General features: G+C 67.4%; 25 protein-coding genes. 10 read left to right on the forward strand and 15 right to left on the reverse strand.

The window, feature by feature from the left end:
• Window positions 1-44: 44 nt before the first annotated feature.
• The 6 genes from C666_RS13595 to C666_RS13620 all read right to left on the reverse strand — a co-directional run bounded on the left by C666_RS13595 (window position 45) and on the right by C666_RS13620 (window position 4,196).
• Window positions 45-404, reverse strand: a complete 360-nt coding sequence (locus C666_RS13595; RefSeq protein WP_004340752.1) for a phenol hydroxylase subunit P4 — start codon at window positions 402-404, stop codon at window positions 45-47.
• A gap of 27 nt (window positions 405-431) precedes the next feature.
• On the reverse strand, window positions 432-1,985 hold the full coding sequence (locus tag C666_RS13600; RefSeq protein WP_004340754.1) for an aromatic/alkene/methane monooxygenase hydroxylase/oxygenase subunit alpha: 1,554 nt from the start codon (window positions 1,983-1,985) through the stop codon (window positions 432-434).
• A gap of 26 nt (window positions 1,986-2,011) precedes the next feature.
• Complete coding sequence (locus C666_RS13605) at window positions 2,012-2,281, reverse strand: MmoB/DmpM family protein (protein WP_004340756.1); 270 nt, start codon at window positions 2,279-2,281, stop codon at window positions 2,012-2,014.
• Between the two features lie 11 nt (window positions 2,282-2,292).
• Window positions 2,293-3,288, reverse strand: coding sequence for an aromatic/alkene monooxygenase hydroxylase subunit beta (locus C666_RS13610; protein WP_004340759.1), 996 nt, complete (start codon window positions 3,286-3,288; stop codon window positions 2,293-2,295).
• Between the two features lie 32 nt (window positions 3,289-3,320).
• Window positions 3,321-3,584: a phenol hydroxylase subunit gene (locus C666_RS13615; protein WP_004340762.1), complete on the reverse strand. Its 264-nt coding sequence runs from the start codon at window positions 3,582-3,584 to the stop codon at window positions 3,321-3,323.
• 291 nt (window positions 3,585-3,875) lie between these two features.
• On the reverse strand, window positions 3,876-4,196 hold the full coding sequence (locus tag C666_RS13620; RefSeq protein ID WP_004340766.1) for a 2Fe-2S iron-sulfur cluster-binding protein: 321 nt from the start codon (window positions 4,194-4,196) through the stop codon (window positions 3,876-3,878).
• Between the two features lie 248 nt (window positions 4,197-4,444).
• Here C666_RS13620 and C666_RS13625 point away from each other — a divergent pair, with 248 nt between their 5' ends.
• On the forward strand, window positions 4,445-6,112 hold the full coding sequence (locus tag C666_RS13625) for a sigma-54-dependent Fis family transcriptional regulator (protein WP_004340769.1): 1,668 nt from the start codon (window positions 4,445-4,447) through the stop codon (window positions 6,110-6,112).
• Window positions 6,113-6,232: 120 nt separating this feature from the next.
• Here the strand turns inward: C666_RS13625 and ppa are convergent, their stop codons facing one another.
• From ppa to C666_RS13640, 3 genes are all read right to left on the reverse strand, one after another.
• Window positions 6,233-6,760: an inorganic diphosphatase gene (gene ppa, locus C666_RS13630; protein WP_004340772.1), complete on the reverse strand. Its 528-nt coding sequence runs from the start codon at window positions 6,758-6,760 to the stop codon at window positions 6,233-6,235.
• 81 nt (window positions 6,761-6,841) lie between these two features.
• Window positions 6,842-7,051, reverse strand: coding sequence for a heavy-metal-associated domain-containing protein (locus C666_RS13635; protein ID WP_004340775.1), 210 nt, complete (start codon window positions 7,049-7,051; stop codon window positions 6,842-6,844).
• A 29-nt stretch (window positions 7,052-7,080) separates the two neighbouring features.
• On the reverse strand, window positions 7,081-9,354 hold the full coding sequence (locus tag C666_RS13640; RefSeq protein ID WP_004340778.1) for a heavy metal translocating P-type ATPase: 2,274 nt from the start codon (window positions 9,352-9,354) through the stop codon (window positions 7,081-7,083).
• A 71-nt stretch (window positions 9,355-9,425) separates the two neighbouring features.
• On the opposite strand from C666_RS13640, the gene C666_RS13645 reads away from it, so the two are divergent.
• Entirely contained in the window at window positions 9,426-9,836 is a 411-nt protein-coding gene (locus C666_RS13645; protein ID WP_004340779.1) for a MerR family transcriptional regulator, read from the forward strand.
• 5 nt (window positions 9,837-9,841) lie between these two features.
• Here the strand turns inward: C666_RS13645 and C666_RS13650 are convergent, their stop codons facing one another.
• On the reverse strand, window positions 9,842-10,546 hold the full coding sequence (locus C666_RS13650) for a sulfite exporter TauE/SafE family protein (RefSeq protein ID WP_004340781.1): 705 nt from the start codon (window positions 10,544-10,546) through the stop codon (window positions 9,842-9,844).
• A 174-nt stretch (window positions 10,547-10,720) separates the two neighbouring features.
• A complete protein-coding gene (gene hemN / locus C666_RS13655) occupies window positions 10,721-12,112 on the reverse strand; it encodes an oxygen-independent coproporphyrinogen III oxidase (protein WP_004340784.1) in 1,392 nt (463 codons plus the stop codon).
• Between the two features lie 149 nt (window positions 12,113-12,261).
• On the opposite strand from hemN, the gene fnr reads away from it, so the two are divergent.
• On the forward strand, window positions 12,262-13,008 hold the full coding sequence (gene fnr, locus C666_RS13660; RefSeq protein ID WP_004340787.1) for a fumarate/nitrate reduction transcriptional regulator Fnr: 747 nt from the start codon (window positions 12,262-12,264) through the stop codon (window positions 13,006-13,008).
• A 33-nt stretch (window positions 13,009-13,041) separates the two neighbouring features.
• On the opposite strand, the gene C666_RS13665 is transcribed toward fnr, so the two are convergent.
• On the reverse strand, window positions 13,042-13,431 hold the full coding sequence (locus C666_RS13665) for a SirB2 family protein (RefSeq protein WP_004340789.1): 390 nt from the start codon (window positions 13,429-13,431) through the stop codon (window positions 13,042-13,044).
• Window positions 13,432-13,534: 103 nt separating this feature from the next.
• On the opposite strand from C666_RS13665, the gene C666_RS13670 reads away from it, so the two are divergent.
• Window positions 13,535-14,215 carry a Crp/Fnr family transcriptional regulator gene (locus C666_RS13670; protein WP_004340792.1) on the forward strand — a complete coding sequence of 227 codons (681 nt, stop codon included), beginning with the start codon at window positions 13,535-13,537 and terminating at the stop codon, window positions 14,213-14,215.
• 9 nt (window positions 14,216-14,224) lie between these two features.
• Here C666_RS13670 and C666_RS13675 read toward each other — a convergent pair whose 3' ends face one another.
• Window positions 14,225-16,027, reverse strand: coding sequence for a PHA/PHB synthase family protein (locus C666_RS13675; protein ID WP_004340796.1), 1,803 nt, complete (start codon window positions 16,025-16,027; stop codon window positions 14,225-14,227).
• A 16-nt stretch (window positions 16,028-16,043) separates the two neighbouring features.
• On the reverse strand, window positions 16,044-17,453 hold the full coding sequence (locus C666_RS13680; RefSeq protein ID WP_004340798.1) for an MBL fold metallo-hydrolase RNA specificity domain-containing protein: 1,410 nt from the start codon (window positions 17,451-17,453) through the stop codon (window positions 16,044-16,046).
• Between the two features lie 145 nt (window positions 17,454-17,598).
• On the opposite strand from C666_RS13680, the gene C666_RS13685 reads away from it, so the two are divergent.
• Complete coding sequence (locus C666_RS13685; RefSeq protein ID WP_004340801.1) at window positions 17,599-18,042, forward strand: universal stress protein; 444 nt, start codon at window positions 17,599-17,601, stop codon at window positions 18,040-18,042.
• Between the two features lie 123 nt (window positions 18,043-18,165).
• On the opposite strand, the gene C666_RS13690 is transcribed toward C666_RS13685, so the two are convergent.
• The gene (locus tag C666_RS13690; protein WP_004340804.1) at window positions 18,166-19,782 is read right to left on the reverse strand and encodes a rhodanese homology domain-containing protein; all 1,617 of its coding nucleotides are present in this window, start codon (window positions 19,780-19,782) and stop codon (window positions 18,166-18,168) included.
• A 102-nt stretch (window positions 19,783-19,884) separates the two neighbouring features.
• Between C666_RS13690 and C666_RS13695 the strand changes: the two genes are divergently transcribed.
• The 5 genes from C666_RS13695 to C666_RS13715 all read left to right on the forward strand — a co-directional run bounded on the left by C666_RS13695 (window position 19,885) and on the right by C666_RS13715 (window position 24,857).
• Window positions 19,885-20,811, forward strand: coding sequence for a LysR family transcriptional regulator (locus C666_RS13695; RefSeq protein WP_004340807.1), 927 nt, complete (start codon window positions 19,885-19,887; stop codon window positions 20,809-20,811).
• 111 nt (window positions 20,812-20,922) lie between these two features.
• A complete protein-coding gene (locus C666_RS13700; protein ID WP_004340810.1) occupies window positions 20,923-21,741 on the forward strand; it encodes an ABC transporter ATP-binding protein in 819 nt (272 codons plus the stop codon).
• 11 nt (window positions 21,742-21,752) lie between these two features.
• Complete coding sequence (locus C666_RS13705; protein ID WP_004340812.1) at window positions 21,753-22,952, forward strand: acyl-CoA dehydrogenase family protein; 1,200 nt, start codon at window positions 21,753-21,755, stop codon at window positions 22,950-22,952.
• A gap of 55 nt (window positions 22,953-23,007) precedes the next feature.
• The gene (locus C666_RS13710) at window positions 23,008-23,862 is read left to right on the forward strand and encodes a class II aldolase/adducin family protein (RefSeq protein ID WP_004340815.1); all 855 of its coding nucleotides are present in this window, start codon (window positions 23,008-23,010) and stop codon (window positions 23,860-23,862) included.
• A gap of 29 nt (window positions 23,863-23,891) precedes the next feature.
• Window positions 23,892-24,857 carry an NAD(P)-dependent oxidoreductase gene (locus C666_RS13715; protein WP_004340817.1) on the forward strand — a complete coding sequence of 322 codons (966 nt, stop codon included), beginning with the start codon at window positions 23,892-23,894 and terminating at the stop codon, window positions 24,855-24,857.
• The last annotated feature ends 115 nt before the right edge of the window (window positions 24,858-24,972 follow it).

Raw genomic sequence — 24,972 nt, forward strand, 5'->3', positions numbered from 1 at the left:
GGGAGAGGCGGGGCTCGAGCGGCCCCGCCTCTCCCGCCGGACGATCAGTTGCAGGAGCCCTGGATGCCCGTGAGCCCCGGCGTGCGGAAGCGGAGCACGTCCTTGTGCTTGAGGCCGTTTCCGGCCAGCGACTGCTCGAAGTCGGGCACGAAGGGCTGGCCGGACTTGAACCACTCGGCCTTCGCCCAGTCGATGCGGGCGAAATCCGGGTGGTAGCCGAAGGCACCCGGCAGCACGCCGGCGACGATGTCGCCGAAACGCATCGTCGGCGGAAAGGGAAAGGCGAACGGGGCGCAGAACAGCAGGTGGTCTTCCCAGCCGATGTAGAGCAACTGGGCGCCGTGGAATTTGTCGATCGCGTCGGCCGGCGGAAAGTCGTAGGCCTTGATGGCAGCAACAGCCATGTCGTATGTCTCCTGAGTGTCTTGTCGTCAGATGTTCCGGGTCGCCTGGCCGCGCCATTCGGCGAAGTTCCGCTTGTCTTCCGAGGCATCAAAATCCATGTTGTCGCGGCCGTGCTCCAGCTTGTAGTACCGGAGCACCGCGGCCAGCGGATCGAAGCCTTCGACGCTCGGGTCGGTGCCCTCGGGGAAGCAGTTGCCCTGGTAGATCTGATGCACCGGCAGCCAGGCCTGGACGTACTTCTCGGGCTCGTCCTCGAAGATCTTCTTGCAGTGGTCTGAGCAGAAGTGGTACTTGTCGCCCTTGTAGTCGGCCTCGCGGTAGCAGATCTTGGTGGGGTCGCCGGGCTCGGTGAAGATCATCGGGATCTGGCAGGTCTGGCACAGCATCGGCAGGGTCTTGTTGTAGAAGCGGTTGCCCTTGGCCGCCTGCTCGCGCCAGTACGCGTAGCGCGGGCGGTAGTGCTTGTCGAAGCTGTCCGGGTACTTGCCGGCGAGCCACGCCATCTCGTCCTCGTCAGGCATCCAGGTGTGGAAGTTGGCGGCCATCGCGTAGTTGTAGAAGGTGCTCCAGGCCTGGTGCGACAGGTGGTCCTTCTCGAGCGCGATCTGCTCGGCGCACTTGGGCATCGTGATGCCGTAGCGGGCCAGATCCTTGAACAGCGCGCCGCCGTTTTCCTCGAAGTACACCTCCCAGGCTTCCTTCCAGCTCATCGTGCGCTTGGGCAGCATATAGTCCATCATCATCGCGACCAGGGTCAGCACGCGGTAGCCGCGCCAGGTCCATTTGTCGATCCAGCGCTGCACGATGGGCACGTTGGCCGGGTCCTGCTCGAGGATGAACTTGATCACCTCCAGGCCCAGCGTCATGTGGCGCGCTTCGTCCGACTGCGCCGAGAAGCCGAAGGTCATCGTGCCCATGTCGCCGTTGTAGGCCGCACCCGACACGAAGGGCACGAACAGCAGGTTGGTCAGCACGTATTCGAACGAGAAGCCGATCGCTACCATGAACTCGAACGGGCCGGCGGTGATGGCGTCGTCGAAGAAGCTCTTGGGCACCGACAGGAACCACACGCGATCATGGGCGTGGTGGAAGTCGTGCATGCCGTTGTAGTACTTGTTGTAGTTCGAGATCGCGTGCACCTGGGTCTGGGCATGGCGGATCTCGTCGAGCGACTGCATCAGGCAGGCGACGCGCGGCCCCGGGCCGGGGAAGGCGCGGCCGGCATGGGCGAAGCCGCGGTGGGCGACGTATTCGAGCGGGCTGATGCCGCTGACGAACAGCTTGACCGTGTTGATGTAGCGCGCGTCGGTGACGTTGAGGTGGCCGTTGTTCTGGTTGAAGGCGTCGATGATCGCGTAGAGCTTGCGCTCCTTCTCGGCCTGGTACTTCCAGTAGGCGTCCATCGTCAGGCGGAAGGGGTCTTCCCACTTGTCCCAGTCGTGGATCTTGATCCCCTCGTAGGCGATGTACGGGTAGATGTCTTCCATCTTCTGGTACGACGGCGTCCAGTCGAGGCCGCGGGTCATCACCGCGTAGCGCTCCTTGAGGCCGAGCTTCTTCTTGGCGGCTTGCATGTCCATGGTTCGTGTCTCCTTTCGGTGTGCGCTCAGGCGCGCCAGTACAGGACCATCTCGTCGTCGGTCTGGTCGAGGTTGCCGGTCATGGTGATCAGATTGATCTGCAGCTCCTGCAGGTCGAAGGGGCGGCCGATCAGTTCCTCGATCGTTTCGCGGCGGATGACCAGCCGGTCCTGGGCATCGATCTTGACCATCGCCGGCTGCTCGTTGACGACGGCATCCGGGTTGTCCTGGACGATGGCCTCGATGACCGGGCGGGTCTCTTCGTTGGTTTGCAGCGCGATGAATACGGTGGACATCGGGGGATTCCTCAAACGGGCACGCCGGCCTTGGCCATGCGGGCATTGAATTGCTGGACGACCTCGGCGGTCAGTTCGTCGGCGCGCGCGCCCAGGGCGATGCGGCCGACGGGCAGCAGTGCAGCCGCCGCACGGTCGCGCCACTGCGCGATCCAGCCGCCGACGACGGCCTTGTTCGCATCGGATTCGGCGGCGGCGGTCTTGACCGTGGCGTCGACCCACCTGCGGGTCTCGGCGTACCAGTCGGTCATGAACTGGGTCAGCATCGCCACCGGCGTGCCGCCCTTGGCGGAAAGCACGTCGTCGATGATCGTTTCGTACACCAGCGGGTACAGCAGGCCGTCCAGCGCCACGTTCTGCGCCACGAACAGTTCGACCGGGTCGCGCAGCACCATGGTGTCCTCGACGTAGCGGCGCAGCCCCTGCCAGGTGTCGTCCTCCATCCACGCCCGTTTGGCGGCGTCGAGCGCCTCCACGTCGCCCAGCAGCAGGCCGACGCGGGTCAGGTACTGGGCGATGCCGAGCTGGTCCATCGCCTGGTAGATGCACGGCTGGGTGAAGGCCGTGCCGTAGCCGTAGGCACAGACGGCGGCGTTGTTCATGTTGCCGCCCCAGGCCACGTGCCGCAGCGGCACCAGCAGCTTCAGCACCGTGTCGCGGATGTCGTCCGGCAGCGTCGCCGCCAGGCCGCGGTTCTCGACGAAATCGAAATTGGCCTCGGCCGTGTCCTGCTGCTTCGCGCGGGCAAGGGCATAGGCGCCGTAGTAGAACTGGCGCGGGTCCTTGAAGCCGTACCAGTCGGCCATCCTGATCGCGGTCCGGTCGCGGTCGTAGATCAGGTGGTCGGGATCCCAGGTCGGGCGATAGTGGTAGTTCGCCTCCTGCTGCATGTCCAGCGTGCCTTCCTGGTAGCGGGAAGCAGGCTTGTCGGCGCCGATGCGGCGGGCGATGTTGTCGAACGTGTGCCGCAAGGGCTTGATGGTGACGGTGCGCAGATCGATCTGCATGGACGCTCCTCCTTTTGCTTGTGTGGCTACGCTCAGCGGAAGCGCTGGTGCGTGGCTCGATGCAGGTTCCAGTTCCAGTCCTCGTCCTCTTCCGCCTCTTCCCCCTCCCGGGGTGCGAGGACGGTGACGCCATTGGCCCGGCAAAACGATGCGTAGGCCTCGGCCGGCAGCAGCATTTCGGCGTAGAGCCCGGGATCGCCGATGGCGAACTCGAACTCCACGAATCCATCGGTCCTGAGTTCGATGAGGCGCACGAACTTCCGATTGATGTCGATCGCAGGCTCAGCACGCTTCATGGCCGACTCTCCTTCGATTTGATGAATGCGGGATCGCTGTGGGAGAAGCATTAACAAATTCCGTGCCAATCTCGCAAAAACCATGATCAACGCGCAAATTTCAATTTATCTCGATATTTATTGAGCTGCCGCGCCAAACCCACTGCTTCACCAAATGATCAAATCATCTATTTCGTTGATTATTTGATTCATTCAATTTATTGCTACGCAGCATCCCGCCCCGAAAACAAAACGGGCCGGAGACATCCGTCTTCCGGCCCGCCCCATCGCCGTCAGTCGGCGATCACCCGCTCATGCCCCCGCTCCTGCGCAGACGGCCCTGGCCATCTTGCCGACCACCTCGATCCGCAGGTCGCTGTCGGGGAACAGCTTGCACGCCAGCACCACACCCTCCGCCTCTTCCGCCTCCGATACGCAGGCGCGGCTCATCCGGCGCGTGTGGTAGGCCCCTTCCTTGACCTTGACCTTGCACACCCCGCATCCGCCCCCCCGGCAGCCGACCGGAATCCCCTTGCGCCCCAGGGCTTCCATGGCGCACAGCACGTTGTCGCTGTCCGCGCAGGCGAGCCGGTCGCCGCAGCCTTCGATCATCACCGCGAATCTCTGCCTCATCCCGACGCTCTCCTGTTCCGGCATGCGTGTCGCCGATCATCAATTCGTCCGCTTCACTGGCGGCCCGGGGCGAGAGAAACAAGAATCGTGCCACAATTCCATTTTCTCGAGATTTAGTTCATGATCTGCACTTTCCCCCCAAGCCCCGGCCGGCTCGTTTAAGCTTCGCCCGGTATCCGGACGACGCACGGCGCTCCGGGCCGCCATCCGCCGGCAGAGCGGAGGCGACGTGAATCTGGAGGAGACCCTTGGCCACAATCCAATACCCGGAGAGCGCGGACCTCCGCAGCCTGCTCCGGTTCGCCCCCGAGGACGGCCACATCTGGCTGGGCGAACACCGCATGCTGCTGCTCCACGTCGGCGCCATGTCGGAACTGCGCAAGGAACTGATCGCCTCCGTCGGCCAGCAGCAGGCGCGCCGCATCCTCACGCGGATGGGTTTCGCCTCCGGCATGCGCGACGCCGAACTCGCGCGCAAGGCGCGCCCGGCATGCGATCCGGCGGACGCCTTCGTAGTCGGGCCACAGTTGCACATGCTCGAAGGCTGCGCCCAGGTCGAGCCGGTGCGCCTGGAGTTCGACGCGCAGGGCAATCCCTTCTACGGCGAGTTCCTGTGGCACGACGCCTGGGAAGCCGAAGCCCACGTGCAGGCCTTCGGCGAGGTGGATCATCCCGTGTGCTGGATGATGATCGGCTATGCCTCGGGCTATACCAGCGCCTTCATGGGGCGCTTCATCCTGTTCAAGGAAGTCGAATGCGCGGCGGCGGGCCACGAACACTGCAGGATCGTCGGCAAGCCCGCCGAGGCCTGGCCCGATGCCGACGAACTCAGGCCGTACTTCGAAGCCGACTCGATCGTCGGGCGCCTGCTCGAACTACGCGACGAGATCGAGGCGATGCGCCACACGATCGCCTGTCCACGCAAGACGCCCGACCTCATCGGCAGCAGCACCTCCTTTCTCCATGCCTACGACCTGGTCAGCCGCGCGGCATCCACCAACGTCTCGGTGCTGCTGCTCGGCGAGACCGGCGTCGGCAAGGAGCGCTTCGCCAGGACGCTGCACGAGATGAGCACGCGCAAGGACACGGCCTTCGTCGCGGTCAACTGCGCGGCCCTGCCCGGCGAACTGATCGAATCCGAGCTGTTCGGCGTCGAGCGCGGCGCCTTCACCGGCGCCCATGCGTCGCGCGCGGGCAAGTTCGAGCGCGCCCACGGCGGCACGCTCTTCCTCGACGAGGTGGGCGAGCTGCCCCTGCCCGCGCAGGCGAAGCTCCTGCGTGTGCTGCAGGAAGGGGAAATCGAGCGCCTGGGCGACGAACGCACGCGCAAGGTCAACGTCAGGCTGGTCGCCGCCACCAACGTCGACCTGCAGCAGGCGGTCAATGCCGGCACCTTCCGGCGCGACCTGTTCTATCGCCTCAACGTCTACCCGGTGACCATTCCGCCGCTGCGCGAGCGCACCGGCGACATCCCCGCCCTCGTCGACGCCATGGTGCGGCGCTTCGAGACGCTGCACGGCAAGCGCATCGCCGGCGTCAGCGACAAGGCGATGCATGCGCTGAAGCTCCACCCCTGGCCCGGCAACGTCCGCGAACTGGAAAACGTGCTCGAACGCGGCGCCATCCTCGCGCCGCACAACGGCCTGATCGAAGTCGAGCACCTCTTCATCGGCGCCCGCGCCGAGCCTTGCCAAGAGCATGCGCTCAGCGCCCGGGGAGAACTGGAAGCGGCGCAGCGGCCGCAGCAGGACCTGGTCGCGGCGGTGCTCGAATCTGGCGTTTCGCTCGAGGCCTTCGAGCAGCACCTGCTGCAGCGCGCGGTGGATCAGGCCAATGGCAACCTTGCCGCCGCGGCCCGCCGTCTCGGCATGACGCGGCCGCAGCTCAACTACCGGATCAAGAAGCAGGCCGGATAGGGGATGCGGGCCCGGCGCCGGCAGACGCCGGACTGCGCCGGGCAAAAAGAAACCCCCGCGCCTGCCACCGCATGGCGGCGGGCGCGGGGGTTCATTGCAGGCGCCGGAAGCGCGCGCCGATTACTTCTTGGCGGCAGCCAGGCCGTTGAGGATTTCCTGCCTGGCGTCCTCGACGGTGCCCCAGCCCAGCACCTTGACCCACTTGCCCGGCTCGAGATCCTTGTAGTGCTCGAAGAAGTGCACGGTCTGCTTCATCAGCAGCTCGGGCAGGTCGTCGGTGGTCTGCACGTTGTCGTACAGCGGCGTCAGCTTGGACACCGGCACGGCCACGACCTTGGCGTCGACGCCGCCATCGTCTTCCATCTTCAGCACGCCGACCGGGCGGCAGCGGATGACGACGCCCGGCGCCAGCGGGAAGGGAGTCACGACGAGCACGTCCACCGGATCGCCGTCACCGGCGACGGTGTGGGGCACGTAGCCGTAGTTCAGCGGGTAACGCATCGAAGTGCCCATGAAGCGGTCGACGAAGACGGCGCCGCTGTCCTTGTCCACTTCGAACTTGATCGGATCGCCCTGAGCGGAGATCTCGATGATGACGTTGATGTCGTTCGGCACGTCCTTGCCGGCGCTGACCAGATCGAAACCCATAACTCCCTCCCGTGGAAAATGTGCGCGGATTATAGGGGGAAACCGCAGTGTCTTGCACTGCGTCATCGTCCCCCGCGGCACTCAGGCCGGCGAGTCGAAGCCGGCGTTCTCCACCGCCTCGCGCAAGGCCTCGACCGATATCCGGGCTGGGTCGTACTTCACCGTGGCCGCGGCATCCGCCAGCGACACCTCCGCGTCCGACACGCCGGACAGGGCCTTCAGCACGCCGGTCACGTTCTTCACGCAGCCGCCGCAGCTCATGCCCTGGACCTTAATCGTCACTTCATTCATCTCGTCACTCCTTGCACAAAAAACAGTTCTCAGCGGCCCGCGCGCCAGCGCCGCAACAGCAGCGAGTTGCTGACCACCGACACCGAACTCATCGCCATCGCCGCCCCGGCGATCACCGGATTCAGCATGCCGGCCGCCGCGAGCGGAATGCCCAGCACGTTGTAGATGAAGGCGAAGAAGAGATTCTGGCGGATCTTGGACAGCGTGGCACGCGACAGGTCGATCGCATCGGCCACGCCGTGCAGGCTATTCCGGACCAGCGTGATGTCGGCCGCCTCCACCGCGACGTCGGCGCCCACGCCGATGGCGAAGGATACGTCGGCGGCGGCCAGCGCGGGCGCATCGTTGATGCCGTCGCCGGCCATGCCGACGCGCAGCGCCGCGCCGCCGCCGTTCTTCCTCAGCGCATCGACGGCGGCCGCCTTGTCTCCGGGCAGCACGCCGGCACGCCAGTCGACGATGCCGGTCTGGCGCGCGATCGCCTCGGCCGTGGCCGGATGGTCGCCGGTCAGCATGACGACGCGTACGCCCTTGCCCTGCAGCCGGGCGACGGCGGCGGCCGAATCGGCGCGCACGCGGTCGGCCACACCCAGCAGGCCGGCGAACACGCCGTCGACCGCGACGGCGATCAGCGTCTTGCCCGCCGCGGCAAGCTGCTCGCTGGCGGAGCCGTCCAGGCTCACGCCGCGTTCCTGCAGGAAGCGCGGCGAGCCCAGCAGCACGCGGCGCGCAGGCTCGTCCCCGCCCGCAGCGCGCACGCTGCCTTCCACCCCCATGCCGCCGACGGCCTGCACCGCGTCGACGGGCGGCAGCCCGACGCCTGCATCCCTGGCCGCCGCCACCACGGCCGTGGCCAGCGGATGCGCACTGCCCTGCTCCAGCGCGCCGGCCAGCGCCAGCAGTTGCTCGCGCGACCAGCCCGCCGCGGGCACCACGTCGGTCACCGCCGGTTGGCCCTCGGTCAGCGTGCCGGTCTTGTCCACCGCCAGCACCGCGATGCGTTCGGCCAGTTCCAGCGCCTCGGCGTTCTTCACCAGCATGCCCGCGCGCGCGCCCTGGCCGGTTCCCACCATGATCGCGGTCGGCGTCGCCAGGCCCAGCGCGCACGGGCAGGCGATCACCAGCACCGCGACGGCGTTGATCAGCGCCTGCTGGAAATCGCCGCTCGCCAGCCACCAGCCGGCGAAAGTCAGCAGCGCGATGCCGACCACCGTCGGCACGAACACCGCCGCGATGCGATCGGCCAGCCGCTGCACCGGCGCCTTCGAGCCCTGTGCCTGCTCGACCAGGCGGATGATGCCGGCCAGCAGCGTCTGCGCGCCCACCCCGGTCGCCCGGCAGCGCAGCAGGCCGTTGCCGTTCAGGGTGGCGGCGAACACCTTGTCGCCGGCGCCCTTGTCGATCGGCAGGCTTTCGCCGGTCAGCATTGCCTCGTTTACCGCCGACTCGCCCTGCTCCACCACGCCGTCGACCGGCACCGCATCGCCCGGCCGCAGCACGAAGAGGCTGCCCGGCACGAGGGCGTCGACCGGCACCTCGACCAGTTCGCCATCGCGCTCGATGCGGGCCATCTTCGGCTGCAGGCGCAGCAGGGCGTCGAGCGCGGCGGTGGTGCGGGCCTTGGCACGGGCTTCCATCAGCTTGCCGAGCAGCACCAGGGTGATGATCATCGTCGACGCCTCGAAATACACATGCAGATCATGGCGGTCGAGCACGGTCACGGCGACGCTGTAGAAATACGCCATGGACGTGCCGAGCGCGACCAGCACGTCCATGTTGGCCCCGCCGCCGCGCAGCGACGCCCACGCGCCCCGGTAGAAACGCGCACCGACCCAGAACTGCACCGGCGTGGCGAGCAGCAGTTGCAGCCAGCGCGGCACCAAGTCGTGGTGCGCCTCGCCGCCCGGCCACAGGCCGAACATGGCGGGCATCTGCGCGGCGAGCGGCAGGCTGAGCAGCGCCGCGATCCAGAAATGGCGCAGCTCGACGCGCCACTCGGCGCGGTGGCGGGCGCGCTCGACCTCGCGTTCGAGCCGGCTCGCATCGCTGGCATGGAAGCCCGCGCGCTCGACCGCAGCCGTCGCCTGCTCCAGCGTCAACGCGCCGGGCGCGAAACGCAGCGTGGCGCGCTCGGTCGCCAGATTGACGCTGGCCTCGACGCCCGGCAAGCGGTTGAGCACTTTTTCCAGGCGCGTGGAGCAAGCGGCGCAGGTCATGCCGGTGATGGCCAGCTCCAATGCGGCCGGGCGGGTTGCGGGTGCGCCGACGGCTACGGCCGGCACTTTCGGAATCGTATCGGGCACGACGCTCCTCTCTTGCGGAAGCAGATGATGGAGCGCAGTGTAAACCCCGTACCAAAGTACGGAGTCAACCCATGGATCGCGAAAAAACGGGCGAACTCACCATCGGCGCGCTGGCGAAGGCCGCAGGCGTCGGGGTGGAGACTGTCCGCTACTACCAGCGCCGCGGCCTGCTGCGCGAGCCGGAGCACATGCGCGGCAACTACCGGCGCTACGGCACGGCCGAGCTCGCGCGGCTGCGCGCGATCCGCCGCGCGAAGCAACTGGGTTTCTCGCTCGACGAAATCGGCGCGCTGCTGGCGCTGAACGAGGACACGGACCGCGAGCGCGCGCGGGACACGGCACAGGCGAAGATCGATCTCATCGATGCCCGCATCCGCCAGTTGCAGGACATGCGCGGCGCGCTGGCCGAACTCGTGCGCTGCTGCCATGACACGCAGCCCGGCGCGCCCTGCCCGATCCTGCGGGCCCTGTCGGCAGGCTGATCAGGTCAGCACACCACGCCTTCCCACAGCGCACCGCCGAGCGACGGCGCATGGACCAGGCCGAACACGCCGAAACCCAGCACCAGCAGGCCGGACGCGAAGCGCACCCTGGGGTTGCGGGTGAAATCGCGGAAACGCTTGAACAGCATGCCGGCCAGCAGCAGGTTGGGCAGCGTGCCCAGGCCGAAGGCGAGCATCAGTCCGGCGCCGCGCGCGCCGGAGCCGGTGACGAGCGCCGTGGCGAGGATGGAATAGGTCAGGCCACAGGGAATGAAGCCCCACAGCAGGCCGAGCGGCAACGCCTGCTTGACCGAGCGCGCCGGCAGGAAACGCCGCGTCGCGGGCTGGATGCGGCGCCACAGCACGTGGCCGGCGCGCTCCACTGGGGCCAGCAGGCGGGTGAAGCCGGTGAGATACAGCCCGAGCGCGATCAGCATCAGGTTGGCGAGCACGTACAGGCTGATCTGCACCGGCAGCATGCCGCCGTACAGCATGCCGACCGAGCCGAGCGCGCCCACCAGGCCGCCCAGCGCGGTGTAAGTGGTGATGCGGCCGACACTGTAGGCCAGGTGCAGCGGCCATTGCGGCTTGCCGCCGGGCACCTGCACCTGGACGGTGAGCGCGCCGACGATGCCGCCGCACATCGACACACAGTGCGTGCCGCCGAGCAGGCCGATGAGGAAGACGGCGAAATAGCCGGTTTCGGGCATGGTTGAAGCAAGGCCGAGGATTGAGGAAAGGCGCCTATTCTACGCGCGCGGCAAGGCCGGACAGCGGTGCCCCGCCGGGCTGCGACCCGGCGTCGCAGCAGCCGTGCCCCAAAGCGCAACGGGAAGACGAACGTCCCCCAGAGGCAGGCGCGCGGCCGCCCCGGCCGCAGGCGCTCAGATCACGCGCGAGTAGCGCGCGCGCTCGCGGTCGGCGCGCAGGTAGCGGTCGAACACCATGGCGATGCCGCGCACCAGCAGGCGGCCGGCAGGCTGCACGCTGATCCAGTCGCCGTCGATCTTCACCAGGCCGGCGCTTTCCATTTCCTTCAGGTCGGCCAGTTCGCTGGCGAAGTATTCGCGGAAATCGATCAGGTGCGCGATCTCGATCGACTGCATCGACAACTCGAAGTGGCACATCAGCGCCTGGATGATCGAGCGCCGCAGCAGGTCGTCGGCGCTCAGTTCGATGCCGCGCAGCACCGGCAGTTCGTCGCGGTCGAGCGCATCGTAGTATTCGTCGAGCGTCTTCACGTTCTGCGCATACACCGGGCCGATCTTGCCGATCGCCGATACGCCGAAGGCCAGCAGGTCGCACTCGGCCTGCGTCGAGTAGCCCTGGAAGTTGCGGTGCAGCCGGCCCTGGCGCTGGGCGACGGTCAGTTCGTCGCCCGGCTTGGCGAAGTGGTCCATGCCGATGTAGACATAGCCCGCCTCGGTCAGGCGGCGGATGCCCAGCTGCAGCAGTTGCAGCTTGGTGTCGGCCGTCGGCATGTCGTCCTGCGAGATGCGGCGCTGCGGCTTGAACAGGCCGGGCAGGTGCGCATAGCTGTAGAGCGAGATGCGGTCGGGCGAAATCTCGAGCACCTGTTCGAGGGTACGGTTGAAGCTGATGACGTTCTGCCTGGGCAGGCCGTAGATCAGGTCCATGCTCACCGACTTGAAGCCGTTGGCGCGCGCGGCATCGATGACGAGCTGGGTCTCCTCGAAGCTCTGGACGCGGTTGACCGCCCTCTGCACGTCTTCGGCGAAGTCCTGCACGCCCACGCTCATGCGGTTGAAGCCGAGCTCTGCGAGCAGTTCGACGGTGGCGAAATCCACCTTGCGCGGGTCGACCTCGATGGAGTATTCGCCGTTCGGCACCAGCGTGAAATGCTCGCGCACCGAGGCCATCAGTTGCCGCATTTCGTCGTGCGACAGGAAGGTGGGCGTTCCGCCGCCCAGGTGCAACTGCGTCACCTGGCGGCCGCCCTCGAGACAGGAGGCCTGCATCTCGATTTCCTTGGCCAGGTATTTCAGGTACTTGGCCGAGCGCCCGTGATCCTTGGTGATGATCTTGTTGCAGGCACAGTAGTAGCAGATCGTGTTACAGAACGGGATGTGGAAGTATAATGAAAGCGGTTTGCTGACGCCGCCGATGGTCCTTTTTGCAAGCCAATCCTCGAGGGCGTCGGCATTGAACGCCTCGACGAAGCGGTCCGCCGTCGGGTAGGAAGTGTACCGCGGGCCGTTGATGTCGAATCGACGGATGAGTTGCGGATCGAAGAGGAGTTCGTTCTGGTCGGTCATGATCTGGCTGCTTCAGTGTGTGCCAAACAATGGCAGAACACCGCGGTTTTTTGGTTGACGTGGATCAACGGGCATGGACGGACTCGATCCGATGGCTTGGCGACATGGCGCCCGGAACGTTGTCTGAAGGAAACGGAATTATCGTGCAGATGAGGGCAAGCGTGCCAGTGACCATGAACGGGTTGAAGACCGCCTGTTCGCAATGCAATCTCGTGGAGCTGTGCCTGCCCTTCGGCATGTCCGACAGCGAACTTCACCAGCTCGACGAACTGGTCGGCGCGCGCCGCAAGGTCAAGCGCCAGCAGAGCCTGTATCGCGCGGGTGATCCGTTCGAGGCCATCTACGCGATCCGTGCGGGCTCGTTCAAGACCGACGTGCTGCTCGAGGACGGCCGCGACCAGGTGACCGGCTTCCAGATGACGGGCGAAATCCTCGGCCTGGACGGCATCAGCACCGAAAACCACAGTTGCAACGCGATCGCGCTGGAAGACAGCGAGGTGTGCGTGATCCCCTATGCCAAGCTCGAACAGCTGTCGCACGAGGTCGAAGGCCTGCAGCACCAGTTCCACAAGGTGATGAGCCGCGAGATCGTGCGCGACCACGGCGTGATGATGCTGCTCGGCTCGATGCGCGCCGAGGAACGGCTTGCGGCCTTCCTGCTCAACATGTCGCAGCGCTTCACCGCGCGCGGCTTTTCGGCGGCCGAGTTCCACCTGCGCATGACGCGCGAAGAGATCGGCTCCTACCTCGGCCTCAAGCTCGAAACCGTGTCGCGCGCGTTTTCGCGCTTCCAGGAAGAAGGCCTGATCGCCGTGCAGCAGAAGCACATCCGCCTGATCGACAGCAGCGGGCTGCGCAGGCTGGTCCAGCATCAGACGGCCAGTTGCGGACGCTGAACACGGGCTGCGCGCCAGGCCTCCCGGCCGCCTTCAGACCACGGCGGCCAGATAGCCCGCGACGTTCTTGGTCAGTGCGACCGACACGATCCACGCATACACGGCGATCGCCGCGGCGAAGGCGGATACGCGCTGCGCGCGCGTCCTGCCGCGCTTGAGCGCGACGGTGCCGAGCAGGATGTAGGCGACCAGCCCGATCACCTTGGCCGTCACCCAGCCCGCCTCGAACGGATACTGCCGGATCATCACGGCCAGCGCGATGGCGCTGAGCAGCAGGGCGCTATCGACGATGTGGGGCATCACGCGCGCCGGAAGGCTCTTCAGCAAGGCGCTGCCGCTGATCATCCAGTAGCCCCGCAGCAGGAAGCCCAGGGCGCTGAGCACCACACAGGTGACGTGAAGATGCTTGATGGCGAAATACATGTTCTTCCTCTGTTGAAAGGCGCCGCGGTCTGCGCGGCCCCCCACCCTCCATTAGAATGGAGGCCAATAAACGAGACTGCGTCCCCTCCAGGAGCGCCCGCACATGGCCAGCACCCCCATCGACATTCCCGCGCTGCTCAAGCGCATCCCGCTTTTCAGCGAACTGTCCGCAGCGGACATCGAACGCATCGGCCGCTACACCCGCGACCGCCACATCGCCCGTGGAGAAGTCCTGTTCCAGCGCGGCGACCAGCCGCATGGCTTTTACTTCGTGGTGTCGGGTCAGGTCAAGCTGGCCTTCTCCTCGCCGCAGGGCACGGAGAAGGTCGTGGAGATCATCGGGCCGATGCAGAGCTTCGGCGAAGCGGTGATGTTCATGAACAAGCCCTACCCCGTGTTCGCCGAGGCCTTGACGGAAACGGCGCTGATCCACGTCGGCCAGGCCGTGGTCAGCGAACTCATCGACCAGGATTCGTCCTTCGCCCACAAGCTGCTCGCCGGCATGTCGATCCGGCTGCACAGCCTGGTCCAGGACGTCGAGACCTATTCGCTGCGCTCGAGCATCCAGCGCGTGATCGGCTACCTGCTGCAGGTCGCCGACAGCGACTCGCCATGCGAGATCGACCTGCCCACCAGCAAGCAGGTCATCGCCTCGCGCCTGAACCTGACGCCCGAGACCCTGTCGCGCATCTTCCACGACCTCAGCGAATCCGGCCTGATCAGCGTACACGGCAAGCACATCACGCTGCACGACCCCGCCCGCCTGGCACGCTACCAGGCCTGAGCCCGCTGCTCAGGTCTCCAGCACGTAGCTCCCCGGCGCCGGGCACAAGGCCGGAAAGCGCTCGCTGGCCGCCGCCCGCGCCTCGACCTCCGGGCCGACGCGCGGCTTGAGCCAGCGCATCCAGTCTTCCCACCAGCTGCCCTCGTGTTCCTCGGCGCGCTGGCGCCAGGTATCGGTGGTGTCGGAGCGATAGGCGTCCGCGACCCAGTAGCGGCGTTTCGGCGGATGGACGATCGGGTTCAGGATGCCGAGGATGTGCCCCGAACTCGACAGCACGTAGCGCCTGTTGCCGGTGACATGGTTGTTGATCGCGAAGGTCTGGCGCCAGGGCGCGATGTGGTCGTCCTCGGCCGCGACCACATACAGCGGCTGGCGGATAAGCGACAGGTCGAGCGTCTCGCCGGCCACCCGCAGGGCATTGGGCTGGATCAGGCGATTCTCCAGGTACAGCTCGCGCAGGTACCACGCATGCATCGCATACGGCATGCGCGTGGAATCCATGTTCCAGTACAGCACGTCGAAGGGCGGCGGCGTCTCGCCGTACAGCCAGCCATTGACGACGTATTGCCAGATCAGGCTGTTCGAACGCAGCAGGCGGAACGACGCCGCCATGTCGGCGCCGTCCAGATAGCCCTTGGCCGCCATCTTGTCGCACAGGTAGTCGATGCTGCTGCGATCGATGAAGACCTCGATGTCGCCCGGCTTGTGGAAGTCCACCAGAGTGGTGAACAGCGTCCAGTCGGAGACCGGCATCGCTTCCTCGCCGTAGCGGCGGACGGCCCAGGCCATGTACATGGCCAGCGCCGTGCCGCCGATGCAGTAGCCGACCGCATGGACCTGCCGGGCATCGGTGAATTCGCGCGCGACGCGGGCGATGGTGTCGACGCCTTCGAGCAGATAATCGTCGAAAGTGACATCGCGCATCGTCGCATCCGGGTTCTTCCAGCTCGTGATGAACACATCCAGCCCCTGGTCGAGCAGGAAGCGGACCAGGCTTCGCTTGGGCGTGAGGTCGAGCACATAGAACTTGTTGATCCAGGGCGTGATGATGACGACGGGCTCGGCATGGACGCGCGGCTGGCGCGGCGCGTAGTGGATGACTTCGAGCAGGCGGTTGCGGAACACCACCGCCCCTTCGGTGGTGGCGAGGTTCTCGCCGACCTTGAAGTCGTCGGGATCGGTCATGCGGACGTTGCCCGCCTTCAGGTCGGCGAGGAAATTCTCGTGGCCGCGCGCAAGGCTGGCGCCGCCGCTCTCCACCGCCTTGCGCAGGGCGACCGGATTGGTCAGCAGGAAATTGGTCGGCGCCATCGCATTCAGCCAGTTCCGCCACCAGAACGCGGCGCGCCGGCGTTCCTTGCCCGACAGCGCCGGGGTGTCGTAGATCATGTCCTGGGTATGGTGGGTGAAGGCGAGGTACCACTCCTTGACCAGGTCCCAGGTCGGGGACTCCGTCCATACCGGATCGGCGAAGCGGGTGTCGTCCTGATGCGGCGTGACCGGATCGGCGCTGGGCAGGCCGAGTGCCCGGTTCCAGGTGTGCCATTGCAGGCGCCACAGATCGGACGACAGACGCATCGCGCGCTCGGCCAGTTCCTGCGGATGCGCAAGCCAGGCCAGTTGAGCATGCACGATGGGCGCGGACTGGCCGAGCGGGTCGACCGCGTTCGTGATGCCTTCGTTGATGCGGTGGAAAGTCTTGTAGAACTCCGGCGGCCGGGGGCCGGCAGGCGGCCCGCCCTCGCGCGCCCCTCTGCCCGCGCCCTTCGCCGTTCCGGCCGCTTTCGAAGTCCTTCTTGCACGCTGGTTCATCGCCGTTCCCCCGCATTCATTCGATGATGTAGGTTTGTCCGGGCTCGGGCACCGCCACCTGCGGCCAGCCCAGTCCGCCGTGGATGGCCTCGGCCAGCGACAGCGCACCGAGCGGTTCGCCATGCACGACGAAGGTCTGCCGCGGCGCCTGCCTGAAATGCCCCAGCCAGTCGAGCAAGGCCGGCCGGTCGGCATGCGCCGACAGGCCGCCGATGGTATGGATGCGCGCGCGCACCGGAACGCGCTCGCCGAACAGGGTGACCTGCTGCGCCCCGTCGACAAGGCGGCGGCCCAGCGTGCCCGCCGCCTGGAAGCCGGCGATGACGACGGCGCATTCGCTGCGGCCGAGATTGTGGCGCAGGTGGTGGCGGATGCGCCCCGCGTCGCACATGCCGCTCGCCGAGATGATGACCAGGCCGCCGCGGACCTCGTTGAGCGCCATCGACTCCTCGACGTTCTGCACGAAGCGGACGTCGAAACGCGCCGCGTTGGACTGCCACCAGGCGTAGAGTGCCTGGGTTTCCTCGTCCCAGAGTTCGCGGTGCCTCCAGGTCAGCGCCGTGACCGCCGCCGCCATCGGCGAATCGACCACGACCTTCAGCGGATCGAGACGGCCCGCACGCACCAGATCGGCCAGCACGAACAGGATCTCCTGCGTCCGCCCGACCGCGAACGCCGGTATGACGACATTGCCGCCGCGCCCGCGCACCGTCTGCTGGATGGCGTCGACCAGTTCGTCGTAGGTGGCGCCGAGCGGACGGTGCGCACGGTTGCCATAGGTGGACTCCACGCACAGCACGTCGGCGCGTTCGACACGCACCGGATCGCGCACGACCGGGCGCATCGGCTGGCCCAGGTCACCCGACACCACCAGCCGGCGGGCGCCCGCCCCTTCGCCCACGTCGATCTCGATCATCGCCGAACCAAGGATGTGCCCCGCCTCGCGAAAACGGCAGCGCACTCCCGGCCCAGGGCGGTATTCGGTCTCGTAGGCCACCGGCTGCAGGCGCGCAAGGCTGGCGCGTGCCTGTTCGACGGTGTACAGCGGCGTCATTTCCACGCGGCGGCGGGCGCGGCGGTTGCGCGCGGCGCGCAAGGCCCACTCGGCCTCCTTCTCCTGGATGTGCGCGGAATCGAGCAGCATGATGGCGAGCAGGTCCACCGTGGCCGGCGTGGCCAGGACGGGCCCCTTGTAGCCGAGCGCAACGAGGCGCGGCACGAGCCCGCTGTGGTCGAGATGGGCATGCGTCAACAGCACGAAATCGATGCGCCTGAGATCGAAGTCCAGCGCGCGGCGATTTTTCGCTTCCGCCATCCGCCCCCCCTGGAACAAACCGCAATCGACGAGAAAGCTCCCGTGCCCATGATCGACCCGAAGGCAGGAACCCGTCACTTCGCCGGCCGCCCCCATGAAGCTCAGCTTCATCGTACGCACCTCCTTGTCACGAACAATGCTCTCCGCAAGCGGCGGGACAGTTGACCCTCGTCAAACCGGATGCCGGGGTCCGCGCCGCCACCGAGGCCCAGGCCGCTATAATTGGATCGGTGACAACCGACAGGAGACATCTACCATGTTCAAGCACATCCTCGTTCCTACCGATGGCTCCACGCTGTCGGAAGGCACCGTTTCCCGCGCGGTCGTCTTCGCCCGCGAAGCCGGCGCCCGCATCACCTTCTTCTATGCCCAGCCCGATTTCCCGATGCCGATCTACGGCGAAGGTGCACTCATCGACCCCACCACGCCGGAACAGTTCGCCAAATCCGCAGCGACGGAAGCGCAGTCCATCCTGGACAAGGCCAAGGCGATCGCAGACAGCGAAGGGGTCGCGGCGGCAACCGATACGGTCGTCAATGAAGTGCCTTACGAGGCGATCATCGATGCCGCGGACCGCCACGGCTGCGATCTCATCTTCATGGCCTCGCACGGCCGCCGCGGCATCGCGGGCCTGCTGCTGGGCAGCGAAACCCAGAAGGTGCTGACGCACAGCAAGACGCCGGTGCTGGTCTATCGCTGAACCACCGCGGGCCCGGAGCAGCAGACAAAGGCAAAGGGGCGGCCGGGTCACCGGACCGCCCCTTTCGCTTGCCCGCCGCGGCGCAGGCGGCGCTTCCTTCCACTCCCGCCGCGGCGGTGGGGGTCAGATCACCTCGAAATGATGCGTGCCATCGCGGCCGAGCTGCGCCACCAGGCCGAACTCCCAGTCCAAGTAGGCCTGCATCGCCTCGCGCGCATTGTCCGTCCCCTCATAGGGGCGGCGATAGCGGTCGATCGGCGGCGAAGCCAGGCGGCTTTCGCCGCCTTCCTCCGGCAGGCCGGCGGCAAACCAGGCGGCATTGCCACCATCGAGCAGCCAGACCTCGCCATCCACCAGCGCCTCCACTTCCGGCACCACGTAGCGCGCCAGCCGGCTGCTGCCGCAGGTCAGCACATAGCGCGCGGCCTTCGGAATCCGCGCAAGCGCCTCCGCCAGTTGCGAGCGCAGCGCCCACCAGGCGCCGGGAACATGGCGCTTGAGGTAATTGGCATGCGTGGTGAAATCGATCACCACGATATCCTCACCCGCCGCCAGACGGTGCGACAGCCCTTCCGCCGACAGACGCTGAACGACGGGCACGGGCGCCTCGTCGGCGCGCCCTGCGCCGCGCTCGCCCAGTTCGTCCGCCCCTACGCCGTCGACCACATGGACTTCCCAGGCCATCTGCGCCAGCCAGGATGCGGTCATGTCGGCGCGCACGCCGTCGCTGTCCGCCAGCACGATGCGCGCGCCGCGCACCGGCGCCACCATCTCGGTTTCCTGCACCAGCTGCCCACCCGGCACGGACAGGAAGCCGGGCAGGTGACCGGCTTCGTATTCCTCGGGCGTGCGCACATCGAAGAAATAAGTCGTGCGCCCCTGCTGGCGGCGCCAGTCACCGATTTCGGCAAGGCTCGTGCGGCGCACGCCGGCACGATCCGCCACCGAGCGGGCACGCTGCCGCGCCTGGGCCAGGACCGCGTCCGAAACCTCGGGGAAACGACGGGCGGCGCCTTTCTCCAGCGCCTGCCCGGCGAGCGTCCAGCCGATGGTGCCGTTGCGCAGCGCCGCCACCGGGTTGGGCAGGCCCGCATTGACCAGCGACTGCGTACCGATGATGCTGCGCGTGCGCCCGGCACAATTGACGATCACCTGCGTGGCGGGGTCCGGCGCGAGTTCGGCGATGCGCAGCACCAGTTCAGCACCGGGCACGCTGGTGGAACCGGGAATGTTCATGGTCTGGTATTCGTCGAAGCGGCGCACGTCGACCACCACCACATCGGCCTTGCCGTCGATCAGGGCCTGGACCTCCTCTGCCGCCAGCGAAGGCGTATGGCGCCGGGCCTCGACCAGTTCACCAAAGGACTTGGAAGGCACGTTGACGTCGCGGAACAGCTCGCCGCCCGCGTCCCGCCAGGCCGCGACGCCGCCCTTGAATACACGCACATCGGTATAGCCCAGCCCCAGCAGGCGACGCGCAGCCACTTCCGCCAGCCCCTCGCCATCGTCGATGGTGACGATGGACGCATCACGTCGCGGCAGCCTGGCATAGGCATCGAGTTCGATGCGGGCCAGCGGCAGGTTGGCGGCGAACAGCGGATGCGCGCGGGCGTGCGGATCTTCCTCGCGCACGTCGAGCAGCGCGATTTCGCGGCGCGCCAGCAGCGCGGCGCGAACATCGGCATAGGCGGCTTGCGGAATGGACTGGTGCGGCTCCCCGGGCGGGACGATTGCATTCATTTTTAGCGTTATCCTGTCTTTAAAGCATGCAGAGATCGCATGATATAGTTCCCTGCATATTCGGTCATATTCGTTTTTCTGCAATCCAATCAATTCATCGCCATGAGCATCAGAATAGAAGACCTGGTCTCCTTCGTCGCCACGGTGCACCATCAGTCGCTGTCGCGCGCGGCCGAAGCGCTCGGGCTCACCCAGCCGGCGGTCACGCGGCGGATCCAGAGCCTGGAAGAAGGGCTCGGCAGTACGCTGCTGGACCGCGACACCAAGCCTCCCAAACCCAACGCGCTGGGCCGGCGCGTCTTCGCGCAGTGCGAACAGGTCCTGCGCGAAGTGGACAACCTGAAGGCGCTGGTCGAAAGCAAGGCCACGCCCCAGGGCAAGCTGAGCCTGGGCGTCACCCAAGCGGTGGCGGAAATCGGCGTTCGCGAACTGCTGGACGTCTTCAGCTCGCACTATCAGTCCCTCGACATCAGCATCGGCACGCGGTGGAGCAACGAACTCGTCCGCCAGGTCGACCTCGGCGAGATCGATGCCGCCACGGTCATGCTGCCCGCCGGCACCGACTTCCCGCCTTCGCTGGTGGCCCGCCATCTGCGGCCGATCGAGATGCTGGTGGTATGCGCTGCCGGCCGCTGGCCCGAGCGCCCGGAGCCGTACCGCCTGTACGACCTGCGCAACAGCAAGTGGATCGTCAACCCCGATGGATGCGGATTTCGCGCGCGCCTGCAACGCGCGCTCGGCGATCTCGGCCTGCCGTTCCAGGTCGCCATGGACGCCTTCGGCACCGAACTGCAACTGCAGTTCGTCAGTGAAGGACTGGCCCTGGGGCTGGCGACCCGCGCCCAGCTCGAGCGCAGCCGCTACCGCGACGGAATCCGCATCCTGCCGGTGACCGACTTCAATCCATCGACCGAGCTGTGGCTGATACACAACCGCGTCCCGGGCAACCTCAAGCACCCGATCGATCTCTTCGGAGAAACCGTCTCCTCGATCTTCACCGGACAGGACAAGAAGAGCAGTGGAAGCTGAGGGAAAGCCACAAATCATGCATCTTCATCATATAAAGATATATTTTTTATTCGTTTGCAGGATTAAATAACAGCCCATAGCATTGCTCCACCAACCTCATGGAGCAATGACATGACTGCCGCCATCCGGCAATTCCGGCCCGAGGAGCACCAGACCCAGCCCGCCCCGGCGGTGAGCCTGCGCGGTGTGCACAAGCGCTTCGGAACGCGCACCATCATCGATGCGCTCGACCTCGAGATCGCCCCCGGAGAATTCGTCGCGCTGCTCGGCCGCAGCGGCTGCGGCAAGACCACGCTGCTGCGCATGCTGGCCGGGCTCGACCCCGCGAGCGGCGGCCAGTTGAGCGTTCCCTCGGCGCGGGCGGTCGTGTTCCAGGAACACCGGCTGATGCCCTGGAAGCGGGTCTGGCGCAACGTCACGCTGGGCGTGCGCACACCCGATGCCCGCAGGCGCGCCGAGCAGGCGCTGGCCGAGGTGGGACTCGCCGAGCGCAGCCAGGCCTGGCCTGTCACGCTCTCCGGCGGCGAAGCCCAGCGCGTCGCACTCGCACGCGCCCTGGTCCGCGAACCCGAACTGCTGCTGCTGGACGAGCCGTTCGCCGCGCTCGACGCGCTCACCCGCATCCGCATGCACCACCTGGTGCAATCGCTGTGGTCCGCGCACCGGCCCGCGGTGCTGCTGGTGACCCACGACGTCGACGAGGCCCTGCAGCTCGCCGATCGCATCCTGGTCCTGGACAACGGCCGCTTCATCGCCGACCAGGCGATCCATATTCCCCGCCCGCGCACGGCCGACATCGCCGAATTCCGCGCCCTCCGCCATCGCCTGCTGGGCTGGCTGGGCCTGGAGCGCAGCGCCGACGCCGGCGCCGCATCCGCATCTCACCGCACCGACTCCGCCGGCCTTCGCCTGGCCGCTGCCTTCGACTGACAGAGAGCCTCATGCCCGCATCGAACACGCTCGCCTCGCCCCGCATCGCTCCCGCCGCGACCCGGTCCGACATCGGACACCGGCTCGCGGCGCTGGCCGCGGCGTTTGCCGCCACCGCCGCGCGGCACGACCGCGACAACACCTTTCCACACGAAAACATCCGCCAACTGCACGAGAACGGCCTGATCGCCCATGCCCTGCCGACCGAACTCGGCGGCGGCGGCGCCGATCTCGGCGAGGCGCTCCACATCGTCCGCAGCATCGCGCGCGGCGAGGCCTCGACCGCGCTGGTCCTGGCACTGCAGTACTCCATCGGCTCGCGCCTCGGCCTGGACACGCCGGGCTGGCCGCGCGAAATCAGGCAGCGCATCGCGCGCGACATCGTTCACCACGGCGCGCTGATCAACGCTTTGCGCGTCGAGCCCGAGCTCGGCACCCCGGTGCGCGGCGGCATTCCCGCCACCGTCGCCCGCCCGGACAGCGGCGGCTGGCGGGTGAGCGGCAGCAAGATCTACTCGACCGCCGCCCCCGGCCTCACCTGGATGCTGGTGTTCGCCCACAGCGCCGAAGACACGCCGCGCATCGGCTACTGGCTGGTCCATCGCGACAGCCCCGGCATCAGCATCGTCGAGGACTGGGACCATCTCGGCATGCGCGCCAGCGCCAGCCACAAGGTGGTCTTCGACGAGGTCTTCGTCCCCGCCACCCATGCGCTCGAACTGCAGGCCGTGGGGGCGCTGCCGGTGGCCGACGCGCATACCGCGCGCTGGGCCGGCGTACTGATCCCGGCGGTATACGACGGCGTCGCCCGCGCCGCGCGCGACTGGCTGGCCGAATTCGCCTCGACCCGCGTACCCGGCAACCTCGGCCGGCCGCTTTCCACGCTGCCGCGCTTCCAGGAAACGCTCGGCGAGATCGACGCACTGCTGCTCGCCAACGAGCGCCTCTTCGCCGGCGCCACCGATGGCAGCATCGCGCTGCACCAGCTCGGCCAGCTCAAGTACCTGGTCACCACCCAGGCCATCGCCGCAGTGGAGAAGGCGGTGCAGGTCTCGGGCAACCCCGGCCTCAGCCGCGCCAATCCGCTGGAGCGCCACTACCGCGACGTGCTCTGCAGCCGCATCCACGCGCCGCAGAACGATGCCCTGCTCGCCAATGCCGGCAGCATCGCCTTCTCATCCTGGGCGGCCGCGCGGCACGCCACGACCTGAAGCGCCGCCAGCCCCAGGCCCCGATCCGATCCGATCCGCAACCACAGGTGATCCCATGAGCGACCACGTCCTCGAACGCCCACAAGCCGCCACGCCACCCAAGCCGCACGCGCAGCGCCCGGCAATCTACGACCTGCCACGCGGCGCCGACGGCAGGCTGCGCCTGGAGGCGCCAGCGCCACGGCCCACGGTCGAGGCCGAACGCCTGCATCGCAAGCAGCGCCTGGCCGCCTCCTACCGCCTGTTCGCCCGCTACGAGTTCGACCACGGCGGCGCCGGCCACATCACCGCGCGCGACCCGCAATGGCCCGACCACTTCTGGGTGAATCCGGCCGGCGTCCATTTCTCCCACATCCGCGTCTCCGATCTGCTGCTGGTCAACCACCACGGCGACATCGTCGAAGGCGATGGCCTGCTCAACCCGGCCGCGTTCGCCATCCATTCGCAGATCCACACGGCACGCCCGGACGTCGTCGCCGCGGCCCATTCCCACGCGCTCTACGGCAAGGCCTTTTCCGCCCAGGGGCGGCTGCTCGACCCGCTGACCCAGGATTCCTGCGCCTTCTACCAGGATCACGTGCTGTTCGACGACTTCACCGGCGTGGTGCTGGCGCTCTCCGAAGGCGAACGCATCGCGCGCGCGCTCGGCCCGCACAAGGCGGCGATCCTCAAGAACCACGGGCTACTCACCGTCGGCACCACGGTCGAGGCCGCGGTATGGCGTTACATCGCGATGGAGAACGCCGCACGCGCGCAACTCCTCTCCGAAGCTGCCGGGCCCACCCAGCCGATCCCGCACGACGTCGCCACACTGACCGCGGGCCAGATGGGTTCGGAAACCGGCGGCTGGTTCTCCTTCCAGCCGCTGTGGGACCTGATCACCCGCCAGCAGCCGGACCTGTTCGACTGAGCCGCCTCCCATCCGCGCGGAGCCATGCAATGAGCCGTCCCCCGCCCCATCACCCCGTCATCGCCAGCCAGTTCCCGGGCGAGATCAACGACAGTCTGCGCGCGGCCCTGCCGGGCGCAAGCATCGTCGACCTCGAACCCGGCGTGCCCGCCGCGCTGCCACCCGCGACCGAAGTGCTGTTCGCACGACCGATGCTTCCCGCTGGCACGCCCCGCACCGCGACGGCGCCGGCAGGCTGGCCCTTCGGCCTGCGCTGGATACAGCTCGGGTCGTCCGGCACCGACTACTATCCGGACTGGCTGCTGGACGGCCCGGTGGTCACCTCGGCCAGGGCGAGCACCGCCGACGCGGTGGCCGAATTCGCCTTCGCTGCCCTCCTCGCCGCGGCCAAGCGCCTGCCCGACATCTGGATAGGCCGCCACGACGACTGGCGCTGGAGCACGCTGTCACTGCTGCAGGGCAGCGTGCTGGGCCTGGTCGGCTTCGGTGCGATCGGCCACGCGCTGGCGAAGCGGGCGCAGGCCTTCGGCATCAAAGTGGTCGCGGTTCGCCGCACCGACACCCCGTTCGATCTGCCGGGCGTGGAACGGGTTTCCAGCCTGGCCGAACTGTTCGCCGCCGCCGACCACGTCGTGCTGGCCGCACCGGCCACGCCCGCCACCCACCACCTGATCGACCGCCGGGTGCTGGCCGCGGCGCGTCCCGGCCTGCACTTGATCAACGTCGCGCGCGGCAGCCTGATCGACGGCGACGCGCTGCTCGATGCCCTGGAAAGCGGCCGCATCGGCCTGGCCACGCTCGACGCCACCGAGGTGGAGCCACTGCCGGAAGGGCATCCCTTCTACACCCACCCGCGCATCCGGCTGTCCCCCCACCTGTCCGCCCTCACCGACCGAAGCGCGGCGGGCCTGGCGGGCGTCTTTCTGTCCAACCTCGCCCGCTACCGCGATGGCGGCACGCTGCACGACGTGGTCGACCGGCAGCGCGGCTACTGATCCGACAAGAAAAAGGAAGCGCACATGTACGCTTTGCCCCTCCCCCAGCCCCTCCCCCAGGCGCTGCCCCAGCCGATCGCCGCGGAGCCTCCCGCCCCGGGCCGCCGTCCGGCGC

This window comes from Thauera linaloolentis 47Lol = DSM 12138 (genome assembly GCF_000310205.1).
Classification (GTDB): domain Bacteria; phylum Pseudomonadota; class Gammaproteobacteria; order Burkholderiales; family Rhodocyclaceae; genus Thauera; species Thauera linaloolentis.